At 59.8% G+C, this 24,828-nt stretch carries 14 protein-coding genes and 1 pseudogene; 4 read left to right on the top strand and 11 right to left on the bottom strand.

The features are described from left to right. Nucleotides 1–8,655: T1SS-143 repeat domain-containing protein (locus GGD50_RS25355; protein WP_183939879.1), on the bottom strand; the 8,655-nt coding region annotated here is incomplete at its 3' end. Between the two features lie 241 nt (nucleotides 8,656–8,896). On the opposite strand from GGD50_RS25355, the gene GGD50_RS25350 reads away from it, so the two are divergent. Continuing rightward, nucleotides 8,897–10,108: a type 1 periplasmic-binding domain-containing protein gene (locus tag GGD50_RS25350; RefSeq protein ID WP_107109489.1), complete on the top strand. Its 1,212-nt coding sequence runs from the start codon at nucleotides 8,897–8,899 to the stop codon at nucleotides 10,106–10,108. A 249-nt stretch (nucleotides 10,109–10,357) separates the two neighbouring features. Then, nucleotides 10,358–11,308, top strand: coding sequence for a transglutaminase-like cysteine peptidase (locus GGD50_RS25345; protein WP_107109490.1), 951 nt, complete (start codon nucleotides 10,358–10,360; stop codon nucleotides 11,306–11,308). Between the two features lie 61 nt (nucleotides 11,309–11,369). Here GGD50_RS25345 and GGD50_RS25340 read toward each other — a convergent pair whose 3' ends face one another. From GGD50_RS25340 to GGD50_RS25320, 5 genes are all read right to left on the bottom strand, one after another. Next, a complete protein-coding gene (locus GGD50_RS25340; RefSeq protein WP_107109491.1) occupies nucleotides 11,370–12,023 on the bottom strand; it encodes a ribbon-helix-helix domain-containing protein in 654 nt (217 codons plus the stop codon). Nucleotides 12,024–12,031: 8 nt separating this feature from the next. Further along, nucleotides 12,032–13,333, bottom strand: a complete 1,302-nt coding sequence (locus GGD50_RS25335) for an HlyD family type I secretion periplasmic adaptor subunit (RefSeq protein ID WP_107109492.1) — start codon at nucleotides 13,331–13,333, stop codon at nucleotides 12,032–12,034. Further along, the gene (locus tag GGD50_RS25330) at nucleotides 13,333–15,483 is read right to left on the bottom strand and encodes a type I secretion system permease/ATPase (protein ID WP_107109493.1); all 2,151 of its coding nucleotides are present in this window, start codon (nucleotides 15,481–15,483) and stop codon (nucleotides 13,333–13,335) included. The genes GGD50_RS25335 and GGD50_RS25330 overlap by 1 nt, the downstream gene beginning before the upstream one ends. A gap of 29 nt (nucleotides 15,484–15,512) precedes the next feature. Next, on the bottom strand, nucleotides 15,513–16,919 hold the full coding sequence (locus GGD50_RS25325) for a TolC family outer membrane protein (RefSeq protein WP_280951176.1): 1,407 nt from the start codon (nucleotides 16,917–16,919) through the stop codon (nucleotides 15,513–15,515). Between the two features lie 483 nt (nucleotides 16,920–17,402). Next, complete coding sequence (locus GGD50_RS25320; RefSeq protein ID WP_183939877.1) at nucleotides 17,403–17,549, bottom strand: hypothetical protein; 147 nt, start codon at nucleotides 17,547–17,549, stop codon at nucleotides 17,403–17,405. Nucleotides 17,550–17,639: 90 nt separating this feature from the next. On the opposite strand from GGD50_RS25320, the gene GGD50_RS25315 reads away from it, so the two are divergent. Continuing rightward, nucleotides 17,640–18,638, top strand: coding sequence for a sensor domain-containing diguanylate cyclase (locus tag GGD50_RS25315; protein WP_245407519.1), 999 nt, complete (start codon nucleotides 17,640–17,642; stop codon nucleotides 18,636–18,638). 95 nt (nucleotides 18,639–18,733) lie between these two features. Here the strand turns inward: GGD50_RS25315 and GGD50_RS25310 are convergent, their stop codons facing one another. Continuing rightward, nucleotides 18,734–19,276: a YbhB/YbcL family Raf kinase inhibitor-like protein gene (locus GGD50_RS25310; RefSeq protein WP_107109496.1), complete on the bottom strand. Its 543-nt coding sequence runs from the start codon at nucleotides 19,274–19,276 to the stop codon at nucleotides 18,734–18,736. 38 nt (nucleotides 19,277–19,314) lie between these two features. Next, nucleotides 19,315–20,169: a helix-turn-helix domain-containing protein gene (locus GGD50_RS25305; protein WP_107109497.1), complete on the bottom strand. Its 855-nt coding sequence runs from the start codon at nucleotides 20,167–20,169 to the stop codon at nucleotides 19,315–19,317. On the opposite strand from GGD50_RS25305, the gene GGD50_RS25300 reads away from it, so the two are divergent. Next, the gene (locus GGD50_RS25300) at nucleotides 20,161–20,358 is read left to right on the top strand and encodes a hypothetical protein (RefSeq protein ID WP_107109498.1); all 198 of its coding nucleotides are present in this window, start codon (nucleotides 20,161–20,163) and stop codon (nucleotides 20,356–20,358) included. The genes GGD50_RS25305 and GGD50_RS25300 overlap by 9 nt on opposite strands. Nucleotides 20,359–20,448: 90 nt before the next feature. Here the strand turns inward: GGD50_RS25300 and GGD50_RS33535 are convergent. The 3 genes and pseudogenes from GGD50_RS33535 to GGD50_RS25285 form a co-directional block, all read right to left on the bottom strand. Further along, nucleotides 20,449–21,473: pseudogene (locus GGD50_RS33535) on the bottom strand (patatin-like phospholipase family protein); the annotation flags it as partial. A gap of 261 nt (nucleotides 21,474–21,734) precedes the next feature. Continuing rightward, nucleotides 21,735–22,688, bottom strand: coding sequence for a helix-turn-helix domain-containing protein (locus GGD50_RS25290; RefSeq protein WP_107109499.1), 954 nt, complete (start codon nucleotides 22,686–22,688; stop codon nucleotides 21,735–21,737). A 168-nt stretch (nucleotides 22,689–22,856) separates the two neighbouring features. After that, nucleotides 22,857–24,716 (bottom strand): ABC transporter transmembrane domain-containing protein, encoded by a 1,860-nt coding sequence (locus GGD50_RS25285; protein WP_107109500.1) that lies wholly within the window; start codon nucleotides 24,714–24,716, stop codon nucleotides 22,857–22,859. Nucleotides 24,717–24,828: the final 112 nt, after the last annotated feature.

The following is a 24,828-nucleotide window of genomic DNA, read 5'->3' as shown; positions in this document are numbered from 1 at the left end:
CGAAAGCACTCCGTTCGCCGTCGGCACTCCAGCCGTCCCGTTGTTGACACCACCGTCTTCCGTCACACTCTTGGCAACGTCACCAGTGATCACCGCTGGATCGTTCGTGCCGTTGATCGTCACGACGATGTCATGGATCGTTCCATCAACCGAGGAGACCGTGAACGTATCGGTCGTGCTCTGGTTCACACCCAGCTTCTGCACGGCTGACAGGCCGTCATCGACCTTATAGCTCCAGTTGCCGTCCGCATCGATCGTCAGCGTACCGAGATGCGTATTGTCCGGGTCTATGGTCGCCGGCTGGAATTTGCCTTCGCCCCGATCCGCATCGTTGATCGCCAATGTGCCGCTTACCTGCAGATAACCGTCGGGGGAAACGTTCAGGTCTTCCGTGACGGCGCCGGTATCGGCACCGCCGATCTCCGCCGGGTGATTGACGTGGTCCACAGCGATGGTGAAGGCGCCTGTGCCCAACGTCACGGAGTCGCCGTCTGAATCCGTAGCCTTCACGTATTGCGAGAAGTCGAGCGTCTGATCCTTGGCACCGTCGATCGTCTGGTCAAGCACGAAGGTGGTATGGCCGTTGCTGTCGACGGTCAACGTGAAGACCGTGACGCCTCCGGCCGAGCCGGTGATCGTGTGCCCATCCGTGCTGTCGAGGGTGATGGCCGCACCGTTGTACGTCAACGCGGCGCCGCCTGTCAGCGTGCTGGAAGAGGTACCGGCCGCGACGGCGTTCGCCGACCAGCTCAACGGGCTGTCAGCACCGGAGTTAACGAGCGAGGTCAGTTCCGCTGTCGTCGTTGCGGAATGTTCGGCGGTCGTCACCACACCATCGTCGGAGACGGTTGCGGAAATCCCGGTACCGGTCAGCGTCGGCGCGTCGTCGGCGATATTAAACGTCAGGGTCTCCTGAGCCGTTTTGCCGTTCATGTCCGTCACCATATAGGTGAACTGATCCGTATCTCCCGATGGGTTCGAGCCCGCATGCGTCAGCGTGTAGGTATACGCGCCGTTCGCGTCGATTACGAGATCACCGTAGGAACCGTGGATCGTTGTCGTCTGGCTGTCCGGGGCCGTTTGATCGACGCTTACCGCCGTGCCGTCGGCACCCGCAACGCTGGTGATGTGCGGATTATCCAGGGTGCCCAGGGCAATGGTGCCCGTGGCTGTCAGCTCAGAAGGCTGCGGGTTGGAGCCATCCGAAAGATTGGCTTCCGACAGGGGCGTTGCATCGACTGTCGGAGCGAAGACCGTCGGAGCGATGACAGCAGACGTCGTCTGCGTCGCGACATCGCTGAAGCCCTGGCCATCCGTATAGTTCACCGTCAGGATCAACGAATGCCCGACATCGGCGCTCGTCACCGTGTAGGACGATCCGGTTCCGAGAACCGTATGGGACTGATCGTCCGCCCAGCTCCACGCATAGGTCAGACCGGACTGCCCGTGATCCGGGTCGTTTGTCGCGATCGCCGCGTTCAGCGTGTCGCCTGCAACGAGCGCTTTGCCCGTATGCGTCGTCTGATCGGCGATCGAGACCTTCGCCGCACCGTCGTCAACGGCGGTCACGGTGACCGTTATCGTATGAGCCGCCGAGGTGTCGACGCCGCCGTTGGCGGTACCGCCATTATCCTGCACCGTGAAGCCGAAGTTCGCGGTTTCGGTCGTGCCGGCAAATCCCGCCGAAGGCGTGAAGTGAAGCGTTGAAAGCGCGCTCGCGGCGATGTGTTGACCGACCGTGACGGCTGTCTCGCCGAGATAAAGCGTCCCACCGGTCGGAAGGGTGGTGATGGTGACGGATTTGAGCGTATTGCCGTCGATGCTATCGCTGAAGGCGAAGTCCTTCGACGAGAAATAATAGGCCGCATGTTCGCCGGTGGTGACGCTTCCGTCCGCCGTGGTCGGCGCGTGGTTGACGCCGTCGACCCTGATGGTGAAGGTGCCGCTGGTTTTGCTGCCGTCGCCGTCGGTGACCGTGTAACCGATCGAGAGTGTCGACGAGTGGCCGAGCGGCAGCGTATCGAGTGCGCTGCCCGGCGTGACGGTCACGTGACCGGCGTCGATCGTGACCATGGAGGTGCTCAGCGTCGACCCGGCGAGATCTCCGTTGGCGCTGACGCTGTCGACATGGATCGCGCCGCTCTGGGCCGCTCCGTCGGCGCCGAAGGCGATGGTCCCGGAAGCCAGCGCGAAGGTCGCGCTGCTGTCGTTCTCATGCATCGATCCGACCAGAATGGTGCTTGCGATCGGCTTATCATCGGCGATGTTGAAGGTCAGGGTTGCAGTCTGGCTTTCACCGTCAATCGGCGCGTCGCTGACCCTGACGGAGAAGGAGTCATGGTTGCTCGCCCCGCTCGTGGTGCTGGTCAGCGTATAGGTGTAATTAATGGCTGTCGTGGTGACGCTGAGGATATGCAGCGTTCCGTAGGCACCCTGAATGGTGGCATTGGTATCGCCATTGGCGATTGTGGCACCGACGTTGAACGTATGGCCTGCGATTGTCACCGTCGAAGGTGCATCGCCTGCAGTGATTGCGATACTACCCGAATGAACATTGGCAACGCCTGCCGTCCCCGTACCACCCGGCAAGCCGCTTTCGCTGACGCTCGACACCAGGCCGGCCGAAGAGATTGTCGGAAGGCTGTCCGTGGCCGACTGCACGACGATGGTGACGGAGCCGTTGCCCAGGGTGACAGCATCGCCGTCGAAATCCGTCGCCGTAACGTATTTCGAGAAGTCGAGCGGCAGCGTTTTGCCGCCGTCGATCGCATGGTAAAGGTCGAATGTGGCGTGACCGCTCGCAGGATCGATAGTCAACGTGAAGACCGTGACGCCTCCGGCCGAGCCGGTGATCGTGTGTCCATCTGTGCTGGCGAGCGTGATGGCCGCGCCGTTGTAGGTCAATCCGGTACCGCCTGTCAGGTTACCGGAAGACGTTCCGGCGGCAACCGTGTTCACCGACCAGGTCAACGGGCTGTCGGCGCTGGCGTGGACGAGCGAGGTCAGATCTACCGTCGTCTCGGCGGGAGCTTGGGTGGGCGTCGTCGTCGTGTCGGTGACATGGATGTTGTCGACCGTGACTGTCAGCGAGTTGTCATGCGGATCGATCTCGAGCGATGTCAGTTGTTTGCCTTCGAGGGCAGTGCCGGCAGCAGAGAAGGTCGTACCGGTAGTCGTTGCCGAATACGTATGGCCCTGCGCATCGGTACCGATGATCGTGACCGTCTTGGACGACGGGCCTTTGTGGTCAAACACACCGATATCCATCTGTGTCACGACAAAGGTCGTTCCCGTGTTGGACACGAGCACGATCTCACCACCCTTGGACGACGAGCCTACCTCACCGCCGCTGACGCTGCCTTCGGTAACCGTCAGTTTGGCGGCCGAAGGGTTCACCGCGTCGAAATCGACGGTGTAAGATCCCGTCGTCACCACGGGAGCATTGATCGCCGTTTCCGAGACGGTCGCGGAAACCGAGGCATGATTAACCAGTGTCGGCACATCGTCTATCACATCGACCGAGAAGCTCTGCGTGCTGCTCGTGGTGTCGCCATCGCCATCATGGCCAGCAACCTGGAAGGTCAGCTTGACATCCGAGAGGTTGGCTTGACCGTTGACGTCGTCGAGCGACTTGTAAAGCGTGAAGTTGTAGGCACCGCCGGCATGGCCGCTGTCCTGAGACAGGACAACCTTGAAGACCCAGCTCGACTGGTCGGCGGCATTGCTGCCGGTGTAGGCGATGAGCGTCATGCCGTCGCCGCTGAGCGAATAGGACAGCGCATGGCCGCCAGAGCTGAGCTTGGTCGCGTCAAGCGTCTGATTGTTGCCGTAGCTTGCGGTGAAATAGCTGCCGTTCGAACCCGCTACCAAGGTAGCAGCATGGGCGGCCGGGCCGTCAGCGCCGAAGGCGAGATTGAGCGCAACCGTGCCAGTGCTGATGCCAGAGGGCGACAGCGAACCCGAATTCGTCAGAAGGTCATGCTCGGCAAGTGTCTTCGTCGATACGGCACCGCCGATCGACGGGCCGTCATCATCGAAACGAATGCTGCTGCCGATGGAAACGGACTTGGCGACGGTGTCGCCGTCACTATCGGTCGCGCTCAGCACCGCCGAGAGCTTGCCGGTGAGATCGATCGTATCGCCGTCCGACTTCGACGTGTTCGGGTTGGCGAGCGACATGTACTGGGCGATGCTGACCTTGCCGCTATTGTCGAGGCGGATCGCAAAGGCGATCTCGCCGTCGGCGATCTTGCCGACAACCGTGCCGTTTGCGAGCTGCGAGAGCGTGATCGCCTGACCAGCTGTCGTCGTCAAGCCGGAGTCGGCATTGTCGATATGAAGCGTCAGGCTGCTCGTCGTACCCGACGCATCGTCGGCGCCCATCGAGACCGACGGCGAGACGACGTTGTGCTGAGCGTAGACGGTCGACATATCGGGATCGGTGCCGCCGGTGATGCCGGCAAACAGGCTCTTGACCGAATTGCTGGCGTTGACGTCGTTGTCGCCGCTGCCGCTCTCGTCGATCGTGATCGAGCCCGTGAGGGCAAGATCGACCTTCGGCGCGTCGTCGACGATGGTGACCTTCAAAGCGCCGGTCAGCGTCACGCTGTCGCCGTCACCGTCAGTCGCCTGGATGACTGAGCCGAAATCGATGGCCGAGATCGAGCTATTGCCTGAGCGCAGGTCGTTGCCGGGACCAGCGACGTTGTCGAGCTGATCGTACTGCTGGAAGGTGAAGCTGCCGTTGCCAGACAGCGACAATGACAGGACCGGGCGGTCGAGGAGCGGATTGTAGCCGCTGTGGTGGTCATTATCGACATAGCCGATGATCACGTTGTTGACGACGGCATAGGAGAGAGCTTCGCCACCCGAAGTCAGATGCAGAGCGGTAAGCGTCGACGCCGCATTGGCGGTGAAGCTGAAGCCGCCACCGACCGCTGCGCCGTCAGCACCGAAGGAAACGGTGGAAGCAACGGAGCCGGATACCGTTGCCGCAAAGCCGAAACCGAACAGTGCGGGCTGCGAGGACGATCCGTCATGCGTGCCATCGAGCGCGCTGTTGCCATGCGACAGGAGATTGTAAATGTCGCCCTCGTCGGCCCTGACCGCAACGGTCGTGCCGGAAGCAACCGGGACGTCGTCCGTGATGGCAATCGCCAGCGAGCCCTTCGCTGTATCACCGTCGCCATCCGTGACCGTGAAGCCGAAATTCAGCGTCAGGCTGTCTTCGGTCGTCGACGACGTCGAATGAACAAGCGGCGCATCCGCGGTGAAGCTGTAGGAACCGTCCGAATTGATCGTCAGAACCGCAACGGTAGCATGGCTGGAGGCACCGGTTGCTGTCCAGGTCGTCACACCGTTCGCCGCAGATGACGTCCAGGACACGGCTTCCTGATGGCCGATGCCGTGGCTGTCGAGGTAGATCGCCTTCAGCGTCGGCAGGCTGTCCATCGACACGCCCTTGACGCCATCGGCACCGGCGGAGAACAGAGCTCCTGCGTCGCCATTGATCGTCTTCGCGTCGGCGGCGCCATCCAGGTTGCCATGTGCCTGCGCATCGTCGTTGAGCGGCGTCGAGGTGGCATCGACCTTATAGGCGATTGGTGCGTCGTCCTTGACGGTGACCGTCAGCGAGCCGCTGGCCGTATCGCTGTCACCATCGGTGACGGTGAAGTTGAAGGTCAGATTCTGCGTATTTTCCGCGGCCGCATGGACGACTGGCGCACTGAGCGTGAAGCTGTAGGAACCATCCGTGCCGATCGTCAGCGTCGCGACCGTCTGGCCGCTGTCCTTGCCCGTCGCGATCCAGATCGTCTCGCCGCCCGCCGCCGTCGTCGGGCTGCCCCAAACGACCGACTCGACATGGGCAAAGCCGTCCTTGCCGGTATAGATGGCGCTGAAATCCGTTGTCGCTCCGAGCGTCACCTGATGGACGCCATCAGCGCCGCCCGAAAAGAGCGTGCCGCTCGTGCCGCTGACCGTGTCGGTATCGGTTACGCCGACCGTGTCGGGATTTCCGCCCTTCAGCGCGTCGTCGTTCAGCGTCACGCTGGTCACGGTGACGCTGTTTGCCAGCGGCACGTCATCCGTAACATGCAGAGTCAGCGAGCCGGTCGAGGTATCATTGTCGCCATCGGTCACCGTGAAGGCGAAGGTTAGCGACAAGCTTTCTTCCGTCGTGCCGGAGGTCGGGTGGACGAGCGGCGCGCTGGTGCTGAACGTGTAGGAGCCATCGGCATTGATGGTCAGCGTGGCGACGGTTTCGTGATTGGCGCTGGAAGCAACCCAGGTCGTCGCACCGCCAGAAACCGTCGGCTTGCCCCAGGTAACGTCTTCCTGCTGTGCGAACCCGTTGGCGTCGACATAGATCGTCTTCAGAGCCGGAAGGCTGGACTGATCGATCGAGACGCTTGCAGAACCGTCGGCGCCAGCGCTGAACAGGGCGCCGGCAGCGCCCGAGACGCTATGCGCGTTGGCGTCGTTGGCATCCAGGTTTCCGCCGATCTGCGCATCGTCATTCAGCGGTGAAGCAGTATTGTCGATCGTGTTAGCGACAGGCTTGTCGTCGGCGACAGTGATGGTGAAGCTGTTCGCGGCGGTATCGCCGTCGGAATCGGTTGCCGTGTAGCCGAAGGTCAGTGTGATGGCATCCGAGCCCTTGGCATCGTCAAGCGACTGCACCAGCGTGAAGTTATAGTGGCCGTTATCGGTGTCCGAGACCGTCGCATAGAAGACGATGTTCGAGCCAACCCCGCCCTCGCCATTCGTCACGGCCGTTGGAGCAGTCTCGCCGGTGTAGCCAACCAGCGTGCCGTCAGCCAGCAGTACTGTATGAACAGCCAGACCATGCGAGCTCAGTGCTTCGCCATCCTGGCCCTGCGTCGTGACCGAGGCATCGGTGAAGGCGACAGAGCGGTCGCCGGCGCCACCATTGTTGGTGTTGGCGTTATCGGCACCCCAGGAGATGTTGAGCGAGCCGGTGGTGATGGCGTCGGTCTCGACATGCGGGTTCTCATTGCCGCTCGTCAGCGCGCCTTCGGTAACCGAGCCTGCATCGCCGGTCGAGGCGACAGGCTTGTCGTCGGCGACAGTGATGGTGAAGCTGTTCGCGGCGGTATCGCCGTCGGAATCGGTTGCCGTGTAGCCGAAGGTCAGTGTGATGGCATCCGAGCCCTTGGCATCGTCAAGCGACTGCACCAGCGTGAAGTTATAGTGGCCGTTGTCGGTGTCCGACACCGTCGCATAGAAAACGACGTTGGATGCAGAGGTTGCCGTCGGAGCGGTCTCGCCGGTGTAGCCGACCAGCGTGCCATCGGCCAAAATCGCCGTGTGAACGGCCAGACCATGCGAGCTCAGCGCGCCGCTGTCCTCACCCGTCGCCGAAACTGCGGCATTGGTGAAGGCGACCGAGCGATCGCCAAGGCCGCCCTTGTCGGTGTTGCCGCCGTCAGCGCCCCAGGAGATGTTAAGTGAACCAGTGGCGGTCGCGGCGCCGGTCGCATGGGTCAGGGCTGCATTACCGGCAGACAGAGCTGCTTCGGCAACCGAACCCGCCGTACCGACGGCCGCAACCGGCACGCTGTCCGTGATATCGACGGTCGCGACAGCCGAAACCGTATGGCCGCTCGTGTCGGAGACCGTGTAGCGAAATTGCAGTTCAAGCACATCGCTGGCCGAATTGGCGCCGCGGGGATGGTCGAGGGCAGCGAGCTGGGTGAAGGTGTACGCGCCGGTCGAGGCGTTGAATACCAGCGTGAAGACAGTGACGCCATTGGCGACACCGGTGACGGTCTGGCCGTTCTGGGTGACGACAACAGGAACACCGCCGGAGGTCAGGCCCGATAGCTGCTGCGTGCCGCTGCTGGTGATTTCTGTCTCGCCGACCAGCGTGACAGTGGTGATCGAGGCATTGTTGCCGCCGAAGCCGAAGCGGCCAGTGCTGCTTGTCGTGAGGAAGGCGCCAGTGCTGCTGCCGCGTTCGGTCAGCGAGGCTGTTTCGGTCGCCTGCTGAAGGATAAAGGGAACGCGAGTCTGGGTGCCAGACAGATTGCCGCCGTTACCGTTGCCGCCTATGTCGCCAGGACCGAGGAGACCGATCAGATTAAGCGGCGTGCGGGCATTCGCGGCCTGGCTGTCGGTGAACTGGTGGCCGGAATCCGTGCTATTGCCGGCGTGAACCGAACCGTCGGGACCCTCAGCGACGTTGATGCCCTGCTGCTGTAGTGCAGCGACAACGGCCTGCTGCGGCAGCGTGACTTCGCCGATCAGGAAGGTCGGGACGTGCAGCGCGCCGTTGATGATGACGATGCGCGTGCCGTCAGCCTGGATGAGAACAAGGTTGCGACCCTCGACATGGATATCGTCGATCGAGGTGTTCGCCGGCAGGTGGACGATGTTGCCATTGTCCGGCACGATTTGGATCGGCTGATGGCTGTCGGCGTTTTGCGGCTCGTTGGCGGCGACGCGCGCCGTCTTGCCGTTTGCCTGCTGCTCGGCGGCCTGCGCCACTTCGAACGCGGCAACATCAGCATTTTGCGACAACGGCAACCGCTGATCCACACCGATATCGGCTGCAAGGCCCCCGTTCCGGTCGCCCGATGCGAAATCGTTCGAAACCGCTTCGTGGTCTACCGTCGAAATGCGCGAATCTTCCATAAGTCTAACTCCCGGTGTCTCGTAATGTGGCGCCAATCAATTACGAGAGCGGGATGATTGCAATACTTCATTAACCTCACCGATATAGCCGGTTATGCACGACCGCAGATATATTTACCCATGGTTAACTCAACAACCGAACAACTCCTTAAGTATACCGCTTGACTTTCCGCCGGCCGCCGTGTGCAAATGCGCCACCATAGGCTGTCGCAGCCTGCGTTCGAGAATTGGGGAGTGAGTGGTGCCGTTCGCGATCAGCCTTTCGTCGAGCTTTTTGACCAATTGGCTGCGGCGCAGACAGCGTCGACGGCCTGCAGGCGGTGCCGTTCTCATTCTCTGCGCCAGTCTCGCCGGATGCCAGATGAACGGTGCCGGCTTGAGCAGCAACAGCAAGAACGACGACATAAAAATGCCGTCCACGGCCATCGAGGAAACCTACGGCGGCGAAAACGGCACGGAAATCACGCTGTTGCTGCGCAAGGGCGCGGCAGGCCTCTACGAAGGTCCGGCTCGCGACGTGCGTGATGGGGCAGTGCTTGGCGTCGGCGAGCTTGGCAACAATCAGATTCGGCTGCGCGTAAAAGATGTCGGCCCCGGTCTTGCGGGAATCGCGGCGCAGGTCGCTGCGGCCAAGGGCCGAAATGCCGCGCTGATCGTCAGCTATCTGCCGCCGGCCGAGACCGCTGCCATCGCCGCCATTCCCCCCGCTCAACGCCCGCCATTGCTTAACCTTGCGAGCGCTATGGCCTCGACGGGCGGCGATGTCTTCAACCTCGCTTCGGAAGAAATCGACAGCGCGGCCGAGGGCGTCAAGGCGGCCGGTCCCAGCGGTCACAAGAAGGTGTCGGCGCTCGTGCCTGCTGATTTTTCTCAAACCGATAGCACCCGATTGAGCAACGCCATCTGGAACAGCGGCAACACTTTCATGGGCCTCGGCCGTTACAACACAAGCGATCAGGCCGCGGATATCCTGACCAAGAACCGGCCGCTCATCCAATCGGCCGAAGTCGTGGTCATTCTCGGCGGCACGCCGGAAATCGGTATGGTGGCGGGCGCCGTGCGCAGTGCCGCCATTCCCGGCCAGGCACTCGTGGGCACCAACAGGTGGCCACAATCGGTCTATACGACGCCGGCTGTGACGGGGGCATTTGTCGCGACGGACGATACGCAAAGCAGCGGGCTCATTGCCGAGCGTTACCAACGCCACTTCAACCACCCGCTGACAACCTCGGGTGCCTATGGCTACGACGCCATGGCGATCGCCTCCGGCCTCATCCGCTCCCAGGGGCCGCAAGCCATCACCGCCGCCAACCTCATGAACAAGGTCGGCTTCCGCGGCACGACAGGCCTCTTCCGCTTCAATGCCGCCGGCATGGTGGAGCGCAAAATGGTGATCAATACGATCGACGGCGGCAAGCTGAAAGTCGCCGCGCAGCCCTCACAATCGTTTTGAAGCAGACCGGTAGGCATCCAGCACCAGCGCGCGTTGGAGTGCGCTGGTGCTGTTGCGTCATCGATTCCCGCACCATGCCAGATCATTTAGATGCGCCCGGTGACATCATCCTTAATGCTTTCACACCAAACCCAGTGGAATTTTATACTTATTTGATCGCTCAATTTATACTTAGATTATCTACGCTTCCGAACGCCATATTCAGAGGTATCGCGCATTATTCTCTCAACCAGGGAGAAATAAGCGCCAATGGAACGCAAGAAAAATAAAATTATACTTGCAGCACTTGCTGCGACTTCCCTTGCCTTTGGTCTGTCGTCATCAACCATTTGCCTGGCGGCAACCGGTGATACTGTCCGTCCGGTAGTCAACCTGCTTGCCGATCCGCGGGTCGCTACAGTGATCGATCTCTTTGCGCCGGCCGCAGCAAACGCAGCAAAGGCGATAAGAGGCGTCGACCTTGCCGCGCTGAGCCAGAGCCTTGCCGCCGAGCCGGCCGGCCTTCCGAGTAACGATACGGCCACTCTCCAGCCGGTACATCCCGCACAGCCGACCAATACCCCGATGGGCGACTCGGTGTTCGGAACCGTCGCCATTCCCTTCAAGCATCTTGCGGCGCTCGACAAGTTCGCTGGCCCGCTCGCCGAGATCCGGTCGGGCAAAGCGCTCGATTGCGCCGCGAGCGGATGCGACGCAGCCGCAGCCGCCGTCGCGGCCGCCGAGACAAAGACTGCCGGCGCCTCGATCCGCGACAAGATCAACACGATCAATTTCACCGTCAACCATGCCATCCGCTACGCCAGCGACAAGGATACCTATCATGTGGCGGATTACTGGGCGAAGCCGAGTGAGGCCCTATCGCACCAGCAGGGCGATTGCGAGGACTATGCCATATTAAAGATGGCCGCCCTCTACAAGGCAGGCGTCGACCTCGACCATATGACGCTGGTCGTCCTCTTCGATCAGCAGCGGCATTTCTACCACGCCGTCCTGTCGGTCTCTGTCAACGGCAACAACCTTATCCTAGACAACATGCGCGATGAGGTTTTGCCCGACAAGCGTATTGCCGAATATCTGCCGCTCTATTCGATCGTCGCCGGCCGCGGCTATCTGCACGGCTCCCGCGATCCTCATGCGCAAGCGGTTGTCGCCGCAATGCCGATCGCCAAGGTGGCTCCCGGCGAAGGCGAGATCCACTGATCGGACTGACCTTTTCGACCGTCCAGGACGAAGGCCGCGCATAACGAAAGTTGCGACGTTTTCAATAAACGGAAATATAACCGATCAGCATCGGCGCTTCATGCGTCGGCGCCAACGCCAGATTGATCTGGCCCGTTAGCGATTGCGAACCGAGGCCGATCTTGAAGCCGGTGTTCAGCGTCTTGCCGCGATTGGCCGATAGGACAGAGAGCACTTCCTCGACCTGGGTATCGATGGAAAAGCGCAGGGTGCGCGCCGTCTGCTGGACGTCATCAATCAGCGGCAGGCGATGGCGCAGCATCTTCAGGAAGGCATCGTTGAAGAGCTTGATCCCACGCTCCTGCGTCAACACCACCGCCGGCGTCGGCGACGCCTGAAGGACAGCATTCAGATTGGTCAGCGACGCGACATCCTCGATGGCATCCAGACGGTTCAGCGCCCATTTGAAGCTCAGCACGCGCAGCAAAGAGGCGAGATTGCCGGTTTCCGGCATGTCGGCGGCCGTGTGGTAAACGAGGTCGCCGATGCTAATGCCGCCAGCTTCGGACATTCGTCCGAGGCCGTCCCAATAGATCCGCTCCAGGCGAATGCCGCGACGCTCGCCGCCTCCGGTCACGGCGCGGAAACGAGGTTCCAGTTCGTCGCCATCGACAGACGGCAAGGCTTCGCTGCGGGCCATCGTCGTGACTTCGTCCTTTCCGGCTATTTTGCGCATGACCGCCCTCACCGCTCCGTCAGCGCTTCGGAGCGCGCCTTGTTGATCGGCTTCATCAGATAGGCGAGGATCGCTTTGCGGCCCGTCATAATCTCGGCCGAAGCCACCATGCCGGGGATGATCGGATAGTGCTTGCCGTCGCGCTCCAGGTCCGACTTGTCGGTCTTGATGCGCACGAGGTAATAGGTCTCGTTCTTGTCCTTATCGACGAGGCTGTCGGCAGAGACGTTGACGACCGTACCGTCCAGCGCGCCGAAGATCGAGAAATCGTAGGCCGAGATCTTGATGACCGCCGGCTGGCCGACGCGCACGAAGGCAACGTCGCGCGGTGAAATCTTCGCCTCGATCAGCAGATTGTCGGCTGTCGGCACGACGCCGGCGATGACCTTGCCGGCGTCGACATAGGCGCCGATCGTATTGACCTCCAGCGTATTGACGATGCCGTCGACCGGGGAACGAATATCTGTATGCTTGACCCGGTCGGATGCCCCGCGGATCGTCTCGTCGACGACGGACAGCTCCGACAGTGCCTGCCCCTTGTCGGTCAATGCCTGCTGGCGCAACTGCAGCCCGAGGTCGGTGACCTGTAGAGTCGCCTCCTTGACGGCCGCCTGCAGGCGATCCAGGCTTTCGACATAGACTTTGAGCTGACCTTGCAGGTCGACCAGGTCTCGCTGGACCTTCAGCACTTCGGTTTGGGCGACGAGCTTCTTCTCGCCGAGGGGCTTCAGCAGATCATACTGCTTCTGGGCACCGGCGATATTCTGCGTCAGCCGGTCTATATTGGCGTGCGCCTCGTCCAACTCGTTCTGATGCTGCTTCAAACGCTGATCGAGAACATCAAGCTTGTTCTGATAGGCGGCACGATCCGCCTCGAAGAGCTTTTCCTCGTTGTCGCAGACGTTCTTCGCCATGGCCAGAATATCGGCCGGGCAGACGAATTGTGCGTCGTAGTTGCCCGCCTCCTCCAAGGCAAGACGCTCGACCTTGGCACCGAGAGCACGGGCCTTGGCCACGGACTCGCCGAGCGTCGATTGCGTCGTGGTATTGTCGAGCTGGACCAGAAGATCGCCCTTATGGACGACCTGGCCGAGATTGACATTGATCTGCTGGACGATGCCGGGCTCGGACGACTGTACGATCTGCGTCTTCGATACCGGTATCACCTTCCCCTCGCCCCGTGCGATCTCGTCGATGTCGGCCAAGGCCGCCCAGGCGATGAAAGCGGCGATCATCAAGGCGCAGATACCGAGGATCAACCGGGCGAAAAGCGGAGGATTGTCGTGGATGTTGCGACGATGAGCAAGCATTATGACACCGCCTTGCGCTGCATCGCCTCGATGACGGCGTGCTTCGGTCCATCGGCAATGATGCGACCCTTGTCGATGACGATCAGCCGGTCGACGAGTTCCAACATACTGTGGCGATGGGTCGCCACCATCAGCGTTGTTTGCGGACCGAAGGCATTCGTCAGCTTGTTGATCAGGTGCCGTTCGCTCGCCAGATCCATCGCCCCCGAGGGCTCATCGAGGAAGACGATCTTCGGCCGGGTCAGGAGCAAGCGAGCGATGGTCAATGCCTGCTTCTGACCATTTGAGAGGTTCGCGCCGCGCTCGCCGACCGGCATGTCGAAACCGCGCGGGTGCACGGCGACGAATTCCTCGACACCGGTCATACGTGAGACGGCCAGCAGCTCCTCGTCGCTGGCATCGGCACGGCCGAGCAGCAGGTTTTCCTTCACTGTGCCGGAGAACAGGTCCGACGACTGACCAGCGACAGCCACGGCGGCGCGCACCTCGGCCATGTGATACTGGCGGATATCGACGCCATCGATGAGCACGCGGCCGCTGGCCGGCTGGAAAAGCCCGTCGAGCAGCCGGCCGATCGTCGTCTTGCCCGAACCGATACGGCCGATAACCCCGATCTTCTCGCCGGGCGTGACCGTGAAGGATAGCTGATTGATGACCGACTGGTCAGAACCCGGATATTGGAAAGAGACGTTCTGGAAGCTGAATGCGCCGCTGCGGATCTGCCGGTTGACAAAGCCAACAGTCGACGGCCGATCATCCGGCTGTTCCATGATCTTATCGAGGATGCGCAGCGACATAGTGGCCTGGCGGAAGCGCGCCAGTGTCATGGCGATCTGCCCGAAAGGCGCGCCGGCACGGCTCGCCAGCATGACGGTCGCGACGATCGCCCCCATGGCAATTTTTCCATCGGCGAATTCATAGGTGCCCGCCACGACGATGAACACGCTAACCATCTGCTGCAACAGCATCGTCAAGTTAATGGCGTTCGACGAGATGTGCTTGATGTCCTCGCTGGTGCGGCTCGAATATTTCGTCAGCTCCTGCCAGCGGCGCAGCATGGTCGCCTCGGCTCGAAGGCTCTTCAATGTCTCGATCGTCGAAATCGTCTCGACCAGCATCGACTGGCGACGCGATGCTTCATTCGTCGCAGTCGCCATGCGTTTGCCAATCTGCGCCTGGGCCACGAGGCCAATCACGACAGACAGAACGAAGGCAACGGCCGGAATAATCACCAGCCAGTCGGCGATCATGTAGATGACGATCAGGAAAATGATGACGAAGAGGCTGTCGATCAGCACGCCGATCGTGTTCGAGGTGAAGAATTCGCGCACGAATTCATATTGCGTCACGCGGTTGGCATATTCGCCTGTCGACATCGGACGGGAGGCCAGCGTCGAATTCAGGATCTTGTCGAAGATCAGTTGCGACAGGCGCAGATCCGCCTTGCGGCCAGCATAGTCGATCAGCGCTGCGCGGGCCGTCTTCAGCAGGAAATCGAAGAGATAGGCCAGGGAAATGCCGATCGTCAGCACCCAGAGCGTTGGGAACGCCTTGTTCGGCAGCACCCGGTCATAGACATTCATGGTGAAAAGCGGTGAGGCCAGCGCGATGACGTTGATAAACAGCGCCGCCAGCATGACGCGAGCATAGGTGCGCCAATAGGGCACCAGCGTCGTCGCGAGCCAGTGGCGCTTCTCGATCTCCATCGCATGACCGACGCGCGCTTCCTCCGAAGCATTCTGATAAAAGAGCGTGAAGGCAAAGGCCGCCTGCGGATTGAGCGCAGCAAGCTCATCCCGCGTCAAGCGGAGCGGCGCTCCGGTTGACGCGATGTCGATGACATAGGAGCCGTTTTCGGTCATTTCGAGCAATGGCAGCACACCGCCACCGGCAAAGGTGACGATGGCGGGACAGTCGAAATTGCCCAGCCGGCAATCGCGCTCCTTGTGCTTCAGCACCTGCAGGCCGACGCGTTCTGACAGCCGCTCGACATCGTCCTGCTCCATGGCTTCCAGAACCTCGTCCGGAACCCCTGAATAAAGCACTGTATCGGAGCTCGGGCGACCATAAAACGCGGCGACCGATTTAAATGCCGATTTAAAAGTCTGCAGCGGTACGCTCGCAGACACCTCAGGTGCCACGTTCAACATGGAGCACTATCCAATCCGGATCGCGACGATTAGCGAATCGGCTCGAGCAGATCCATCGGCAGGCCGGGCTTCTGATGCGAGTCGTATTTGGTATAGCCAGGATCAGCCGTGTTCGACGAAACAGCGAACTGATCACGGGCATAAGGCGTTGCCTGATCGACCGGCTTCAGCTTCATCGTCGACAACAGACTGCCCGATGCGGCGAGGATCTTGTATTCGGCAAAGAGCGAGGCGACATCCGCCGTCTTGGCCAAAACCTCGGTGTTGAAGCGAGTGTTCTGGGCATCCAACAGATCGAGCAGGGAGCGCTGACCGACCTTGAACTGCTCGCGATAGGACGTCACGAGCTGGGCGTTGGTCTTTTCCTGCCCGTCCAGGATATGCGCGAGCTGGGCCTGATTGGTACGCTCGCTCCAAGCGGAACGAACAGACTGATCGACCTCGCGATACGTCTCACTCAGCGCATAACGCTGTTCGGCGGCGCGACGGACCAGTTCCTGCTGATGGGCGGTATCGATGCCGCCGTGATAGAGGTTCCATTTGGCGACGACACCGACCTGGACGTCGTTGGTGTTACCCTTGTTACCGTCAACATCGTCACCCATACGGGCGCTGCCGACAAGGTCCAGCTTCGGCAGGAAGGCAGACTTGGAACCGCGGACATCGGCGTCAGCGGCATTCACGTCGGCCTTGCCCGAGGAAATCTGCGGATTGTTCTTTTGGGCAATGAAGACAGCGTCATCCAGCGTCTTCGGCAGGTAATGCGCCACGGAGGCCGGGCGCTGCGCATTGCTGATCGGCTCGCCGACGACCTGAAGGTAGCGGATCTTCGTCGCATCCAGCTCCTGCTTGGCTTCCTGAAGGCGGGCATTGGCCGCCTGCAGGCGCTCGCGGCCCTGATAGCGATCGGCATCGGTAAGGGCGCCGCCCTTGATGCTATCCTCGATGTTGCCGACCATCTGCTTGTGGAAGGCGACGTTCTTTTCCGCCGCCGCGACGATTTCCGTCTGCAGCATATATTCGAGATAGTCCTGCGTCACTTCAAGCGCTAGTGCTTCCGAGCGCTGCTGGACGCGAAAGGATGCGCTGTCGACACGAGCCGCCTGCTTGTCCTTCTGTGCCTTGCGGTCGCCCCCGTCATATAACGTCTGCGTAATCGTCAAGCTGACGTCGGCCGGATTCAGGTAATCCGTGCTACGCGACAAGGCTCCCGACGTGACGTCCGAAAGTCTACGGCGACCATAACCCGACTCCAGATCGACTGAAGGCAGATAAAGCCCCCTCGCCTGGCGCAGTTGGAACTCGGTTGCCTCCCGATTCTGGGCAGCCTCCATGATCTGCGGGTTGGTCTTCATTGTCTTGTCAATTGCCTGCTGCAGGGTCGTAGCGTATGCAGCGCCGCTCAATAAAGAACTAATGGCTACCGAAATCCCGATCGCCCCAATCAATCGCTTTCTACAAACCAAAATATTACCCTTCCCTATAGCAATACTTTGCTAATATACTGTCTAATAGCTTGTTCAACTATTAGGTAGACGAAATCACGCCCACTTGCAAAGTAGATTCCCATTCATTTTTCTGAAAGCAGTTAATATCCCGCCGCGCAAGCCTTATGGGCGAACAATTCGTCGACCATTTTTGGTCTATTCACAGCCGCAGCAAGATTGTTGCATAATTGCAAGAAGTCTTTGTCGGCGGTTTGATCGATGATGTCCCGTTAGGTTACGTACGGGGCCACACGGGATGTCGCTCAAAACCTAGAGAATGTCTGGCCTCGTGAGCACCTGCTCTTCGGGCATCAGTCAAACCGCGCAGACCTGGTTCGCTCCGGGACAGTGACAAAATTGCGCGAATACCTATCAACCGGTTTACTTTCTTCAATCTCTGTGGTTGCAGGAATGGGGATCGTTTGGGGCCGCTCAGAAAAAGCCTAAGAATAGCGGCATGGCCATCGTCATCACAAAACAATCCGCCTGACTCTGGATTTTCTTTTCCAGCCAGGCCGCCAACTCCATTTTTGATTGCACTAATTTCGTTGGTCCGTATTTTTGGAAACGCGAAAGCAAGTAATTTATGCCATCCTGTGTTGGACATGGTGATTTGGGACATCTTAATGAAGCCGGCAAACATCGTCGTGCGGTTGGCGGGGGCTTTTCATGCCTAGCCATCTAGGTGAAATACCGGAGCCGCACGCGATAGGCTCCCAGGAATTCATGCATTTGAAGGAGCTGTTTGATCGCTCGTTCAAGGCCGCTCAGATAGGTGTATGGGAGTGCAGCCTGCCGGATCAGACGCTAAGCTGGACGAACACGGTTTATGAATTCTTCGACCTTGTTCCGCAGACGCCATTGGCACGCGATGAAATCGTCAAACTCTATACGCCAGAAACCCGTAAACGTCTTAACGAGGTCCGCGAAAGGGCAATCCGTACAGGCGAAGGCTTCACCTTGGACGCCCAGATAGTTACCGCAAAAGGTAATAGCCGATGGATTAGAATAACTGCTTGCGTGGAGTTTACGAACGGCACGGCCGCAAGAATATTCGGAGTTAAACAGGACGTTACCGCCGAGAAGACAATGGTCGAGCAGCTACGCCGTCTGGCGGAACGCGACACCCTCACCGAACTTGCTTCTCGGACAAGGTTTGAAGCTTTCTTCAACGAGATATGCGCAGCCGACAATCAAAGCCCGCGGGCTCTCCTCTTGGCGGATCTCGATGGTTTTAAGGCTGTCAATGATACACTGGGACATCAGGCCGGGGACGACTGTCTCAAAGTTGCCGGCCGCAAACTCTCGCAGGCCGTCCCTGACGCCGACATGATCGCTCGCATTGGCGGCGACGAATTCGCCGTCATCCATCCATGTTCATCGGCTGAAGATCTCGCAAAGATTGCCACTCACATCGTAGAGGGCATGAATTGGATGATCCCTACGCCGACCAAGAACATTCAGATTACAACATCCGTTGGCGCTGCCATCATCGTTGCTGGCCAGTCGCCCAAAGATATATTTGCAAAAGCGGACCATGTCTTATACGGGGCAAAATCGGCGGGCAGGAACGGCTTCCGAATAGCGTCACCTTCGCGCTCTGCACTGGAAATCGCTCAGGCAACCCTGCACAAAGAGGGGAATAGCGTCTCATCAGGGAGATTCTAACGTCCTGAGATTTTTTGCCCCTGAGTCCGATGTGGCCGAGGTTCGGATTACCTCGGCCAACGATTGGCATTCGGAGGGACCGCTATCGACCGGCTTCAACGGCCGTAGGTGACTTCAACGGACGCCTTGCCGAGCGTATTAGCCCTGACATAGAAGCCGACCATGGCAGCAGGCGCTGTCTCCGGCAGGGGAAGCTTTTCCACGGACAGCGCGTAGACGGTGAATTGATAGTGGTGCGGCGCATCACCTGCCGGCGGGCATGCGCCGCCATATCCCGATGTGCCGAAGTCGGTGTGGCCTTCCACGGCACCGCCGGGAAGCTTCTTGTCACCGCTTGCGCCGGTGGCGATCTTCGAGACATTTGCCGGAATGTTGAACACCGACCAATGCCACCAGCCCGAGCCGGTCGGAGCGTCGGGATCGTACGCCATGATGGCGAAACTTTTGGTACCCTCGGGAGCGCCGGACCAGACGAGTTCCGGCGAGATGTTCTTACCCGAGCAGCCGAAGCTGTTGAAGACCTGTTCATTGGCCATGGGTTTGCCCACGGTCAAATCCGTCGAAGTGAGCTTCATTTCGGCGTGCACGGTGGTGGCACCGATCAAGGATGTGGCGAGAAGTGCTGTTATGAAACGCATTTTGCTTTCCTGCGGTTGATCATGCCGCACAGCTATCGTCACCGGGAAAGCACGTCTGCCCCGCTACGCTCAACTTCTGTCCCGATCCGCTCAACCGGCTCGGATCCGTTGCGCACATGGCGAGGACTGACGCCGAACCGCTCCTTGAATCGCGCCGCGAACTGAGAAGGTGAATGATAGCCGACTTCGAGCGCAACCTGCGCCATGGAAAGGGCCGTCGTCTGAACGAGGCCCAGGGCTCTGTTCATCCGGGTATCGCTCAGGATCTCACTGAAGCTCGTATTCTCGGCGGCCAGCTTACGCCTGAGCGTCGCTTCGCTCATGTTGAACGCATGCGCTGCGTGCCGCAGCGTCCAGTCAAAGGCCGGATCGGTTTCAATCATCTGTCTTAGCCGATCTTCGAGCCGAGGGCTCGAGCTTTGGCCCAATACTGCTCCGCATAGCGCAAACCAGGTAATGAGTTCCATTAAGCGCGCTCTGGCGATGGCGCTGGGAAGTCTGGTCAGATTGCCGGGCTGACAGCAATATTCGAACAATGCAGCCGCTTCATCAGGCATATTGGATGAACGTGCGGGAAGAGGCATCGATGGGACAGCAACCGAACCCATGCGGGCATAGGCATCCTCGAACAATTGCCGGGGAACGGAAAGCGCGATGGTCTGATACTGCTGCGGAGCCTTTGGAATGTTTTCCATCGTCAGCGGTTGGTAATCGGGCAACAGGCCATATGCGCCGGCGTCAAGCCGTAGGGGCTTGTCATTCGCCGTGACGATCTTCGTTCCCGATTGCACCTGTATCAGCAACGGGTTCGTATTGACCAGGCGATAGAAACAGGCTCGCCCACCCTGTCGTATCAGGGCTCCGGTCGGAATGGGAAAATCCTGGTGCTCCATGCACTCTCCAGCGATGCGGCGACGGCGGCTCATAAGCTCCGTCTGCCAGATCGTGAGACCGAAGCCAAGATGCCGAACACCACAAGAGCGATTCCGGCGACGGCAAGAGCCGACATGAAAACGCCCGCCTCACCGCCGCTTGCCCTTGAGGATGTCCTTCAGGAAATGGTGGCCTGGAAAAATCCCTAAGATTACGTGATATCGGTCATCGCAACGCTCTTTGTTGAGAGCGTTGCGATGACCTGCATATAGCTCCGCGCAACAATATGTTTCTGGAGATCAGCTCGGATCGTTCCGGTGAACGTCGTGCACGGTCATGCCGATCGATTCCGGCGGCTTTTCCAACCAGCGGCGATGCTTTAGGGTCTTGCGGGTGTCTTGATAGCCAGAATCCCAGTGCTCGCGCATCGAGGTGCCCGAGAATTCGTAGTCCTTGGCGTCGCTCTCGTAGATCTTCTGCTGGTAGATAAGATGGACGATGTTGATCCGCGGCACATCCTCCATAGCGATCAGGAATCGCCGATCATCGTGCGTCAGCGCCTCCGGAGGCACGCGCAGCAGCGCCTGGCGCAGCTTCAGCCGCAGATTGTGCATGCGGCGGAACGTATCCGTATTGTTACGCATAGGGCTGGAATACATGATGTCCTTATGGCGAGCGAGCACATCAGCCATGTCGCGGGGCAGGATGCCGCGTGCGCTGAAGAGATCGACCTGGAAGACCAGCGTGTCGCGCACTTCTTCCTGCTCCAGGAGATATTGCAGAGGCGTATTCGAGACGATGCCGCCGTCCCAGTAATATTCGTTCTCGATGCGGACGGAGGGGAAGGCCGGGGCAGCGCACCGGAGGCCATGACATGCTCCGCGCTCAGCACCTCGAAATGGCTGTCGAAATAGCGGTAGTTGCCAGTGCGCACATTGACGGCACCGACGCTAAGCCTCTGTCGGCGATCGTTCAGCACGTTCCAGTCGATCAGGCGGTTGAGCGTCTTCTTCAGCTCCGAGGTATCATAGAAGCTCGTCGCGCCCATAGCACCCGGAAGCTGGAACCAGGGATTGATCTGATTGGGCGTGAAGAAGCCGGGCAGGCCCGACATCATCGTCAGCATCGAACTCGTCTGGTTGCGCATCTTGCGGAACACCTCGCCTTCCAGCGTGAAATGCCAGATCTTGCGATGGGAGATCGTCTCCCAGAAATCACGCAGCCGGTCGAGCCGGTTACCACGCGTATTCCCGGCGATGATCGCGGCGTTAACCGCACCGATCGAGACGCCGGAAAGCCACTTCGGTTGGCAAGGGCTTTCGGCTGGATCGCATCGCTCATCGGGTTCTCCATTGTCGCTTTGGCGAAGGGCATCTTCACCTAGCTTTGGATCACGCCGACATGTCGCTGATATGACGAGACAGCACGCAAAAGTCGCTGAAATTGGACACGAATGAAAAGTCTGGATTGCGTACTGCGTGTTGTTTTGGACCTGCCCTAGCCGCGCGTCTGGAGCAGCAATCAGGCGGAAGGCCAGATCAACCGCCTAAAGACCGCGTCGCACCTCTGCGACACTTTCGTGCGGTCAATGCAGATCCAGCTTCCTCATCTTGCGATGAAGGGTGGCACGGTTCATACCGAGCGCGAGTGCTGCCTGCGTCACATTGCCATTGGCGCGCGAAAGCGCTCTCAAAAGAGCAGCACGTTCGGCCTCTTGAAGAGCTTCTTCATCGCCCGGATGGCTTTCCCGCAGGGCATCGGCGGCTGGAACGCCGGCGGAAATTCTGTTGTCGTCGAGCTTTAACGCCACGCGTGCGGCTCTCGTCGCGCCAAGCAGCATGTCGTTCCGATCGACCGCAAGAAGCGCCGAGGTCGAACCGCTATCGGTCGGAACCATAACGAAGCGAGCCCCGGCAAACGCGCTCCGGAAAAGACCGAGTTCGATGCGCATGGCCGCCTCGCGAACCGTCTGGTAGATGATAGCCAGCGTCACGTCGTTAACGTCCTCGCGGCACGTCGAAACGTCAAGCGCGCCCGCCATCAGACCGCGATGATCGCGGATCGGCGCCGTAGTGCAGCTCAAATTGATATTGGAGCAGAAAAAATGCTGATCACGGACGATCGTCACCGCCCGATCGTCGGCAAGCGCCGTGCCGATGCCATTCGTGCCGATGCTCGCCTCAGTCCAGACGGAACCGGTCCAAAGGCCGAGATTCTGGAACTCTTGATCGTCGCCCGCCGTACCGCGCCGTTCCAGCGCAATGCCGTCACGATCGGTCAGAAGCAGGCAGCAGCCCGCTCTACCGACCGTCGAGAAAAGCCGGCCGAGTTCATCAGCCGCTTCCACCACCAGCCTTTCCGACTGTTGGCGTGCCAGTCGAAATTCCTGGTCGCTCAGACGAACAGGCAACCGCTTCTCCTCCGGCGCCAGTCGATGCATCGTCATGCAGCGCCGCCAGGAGGCGACGATCGTCGAACTTGCAGCAACAGACTGCGCGGATGCATAGACTGCATCCGCATGCGCAGATTGCTCATACATTAGGTTCCTCCCACCGAATGTTAGATCAATTCTTGCTAAAAAAGTGCCCGATGGCAATCTCTGGGCGGACCGCCACCCGATGTGTTTCGTGGAAAGGCCAATCGCCACCCCCCTTCCCTTGGGTAACGTTGATGCTTCAGAACGATAGCCGCGCGGCGAGATTGGACATCAGGCCGCGTCCTGTTCGCAATATGAGCCATCGGTCTGGAACTGCAATTCGGCCAAGCGCGTGTAGAGCCCTCCCTGACGAAGGAGAGTGGCATGAGTCCCCTCCTCTACAATCCTGCCTTTGTCCATCACCAGTATTCGGTCGGCCTTGAGCACCGTCGCCAAACGGTGAGCGATGACGATTGTCGACCGGTTGTCCATCAGCTCTTCCAGGCCGCGTTGAACCAGGAATTCGTTCTCGGCATCCAGCGACGCCGTTGCCTCGTCCAGGAGCAGAATGGGAGTGTCCTTAAGGATTGCGCGGGCGATCGCGAGGCGTTGCCGTTGCCCGCCGGAAAGCGTGAGGCCCCGTTCGCCAACCACGGTGTCATAGCCACTTGGCAAATTGACCACGAAATCATGAGCCTGTGCCTTGACTGCGGCGGCCATCACTTCCTCCCGCGTGGCACCAGGGCGTCCGAAAGCAATGTTTTCGAAAATCGACGTCGCAAAGATTGTGACATCCTGCGGCACGATCGAAACATTGCGTCTGAGGTCTTCTTGCGAAAGCAGCCGCAGATCGGCGCCATCGACCGAAATGGCACCGGCCTGGACATCATAGAATCCCAGGAGCATGGAGAATACCGTGCTTTTTCCAGAGCCCGACGGTCCGACCAGCGCGACCGTCTCGCCCGGCTCGACTCTCATCGACAGCCCCTGCAGAATTTCCTGTGTCGGAGCGCCGGGGTAGGAGAAGTGCACATCCGCAATGTCGATGGCCCCTCGAACCGGATTGGCCATCGGGACGCATTCGCGCGGATCGCGTTGGTAGGTCGGCTCCTGCATGAGTTCGAACAGCCTTCCGGCGGCACCCGTGGCCTGCGCGAGTTCACCCCATACCTCGGATAGCGATCCGAGCGATCCGGCGGCGATGACCGAGTAGATCAGAAACTGGCTGAGGCTTCCCGCCGACAAGGTTCCTGTGAGGACGCTATGCGCCCCGATCCAGAGCACCCCCACAACGCTTCCGAATATCAGCGTGATCGCGACGCCGGTGAGACATGCCCTGGCGCGGGCGGCCGCAATTGCCTTGCGGTATGAGAATTCTACGTCTCCAGCATATTTCTGGTGGGCGGCATCTTCGCCGTTGAACGACTGCAGCGTACGATTTGCCGCAATGATTTCAGCGGCGTAAGCCGAGGCACTCGCAAGCGAATCCTGCGCGGCGCGCGACTTCTTCCGGACTGATCGCCCGAAGACTATCAACGGTGCGATGATGAGCGGGATTGCGCCGATAGCGATAGCGGAAAGACCCGGACTGGTGACAAACATCATGCTGAGAGCACCGAGGCAGAGGATCGAATTTCTCAATGCTACGGATGCGGTCAGGCTCACCGCCGACTTCACCTGAGCAGCGTCGGCGGTAAGGCGCGAAGCGATCTCTCCAGACCTGTTGCAGTCAAAGAACGTCGCCGGCAGCCGAGCTATATGGCCGAACACCGCCGAGCGCAGGTCGGTGACGATCCGTTCTCCCAGCGCGGTCACATAGTAGTAGCGGAGCGCACTGGCTATTGCCAAAGCGATTGCCAGCACCATCACCATAAGAAAATAGCGATTTATGAAAGCGCCATCTGCCTGGGTGAAGCCATTGTCGATCATACGACGAACAGCCATCGGAAGGGCGAGGGAAATCAGCGCCGCGGCCGTCAGGGCCAAAAGAGCAGAGGCTGAAAGAAAACCATGGCGGCGCAAGAAAGGAAGGAGGCGTACGAGGCGCGTGGCAGTCTGTTTTCTTGATGACGGATGTTGTTTGCCTTCATCGTCTTCACGTGCAGGGCCGTGGGATAGTTGTGCAGGCTGTCGGTCGTGCTGAGCTATCATCAACGCCGTGGTCTCCTAAGATTTACATGATGCTCTTGTCCGTCGGATTGCCGATGGCGTCGTTGATTATTGTCAATTACGAGCCGCGTTTCGGGGCTTGGTACACATTCGC

The organism is Martinezella paranaensis (assembly GCF_014200235.1).
Taxonomy (GTDB): Bacteria; Pseudomonadota; Alphaproteobacteria; order Rhizobiales; family Rhizobiaceae; genus Rhizobium; species Rhizobium paranaense.
Note: the sequence above shows the minus strand (reverse complement) of the source record. Positions and strands in the feature narration are given on the sequence as shown.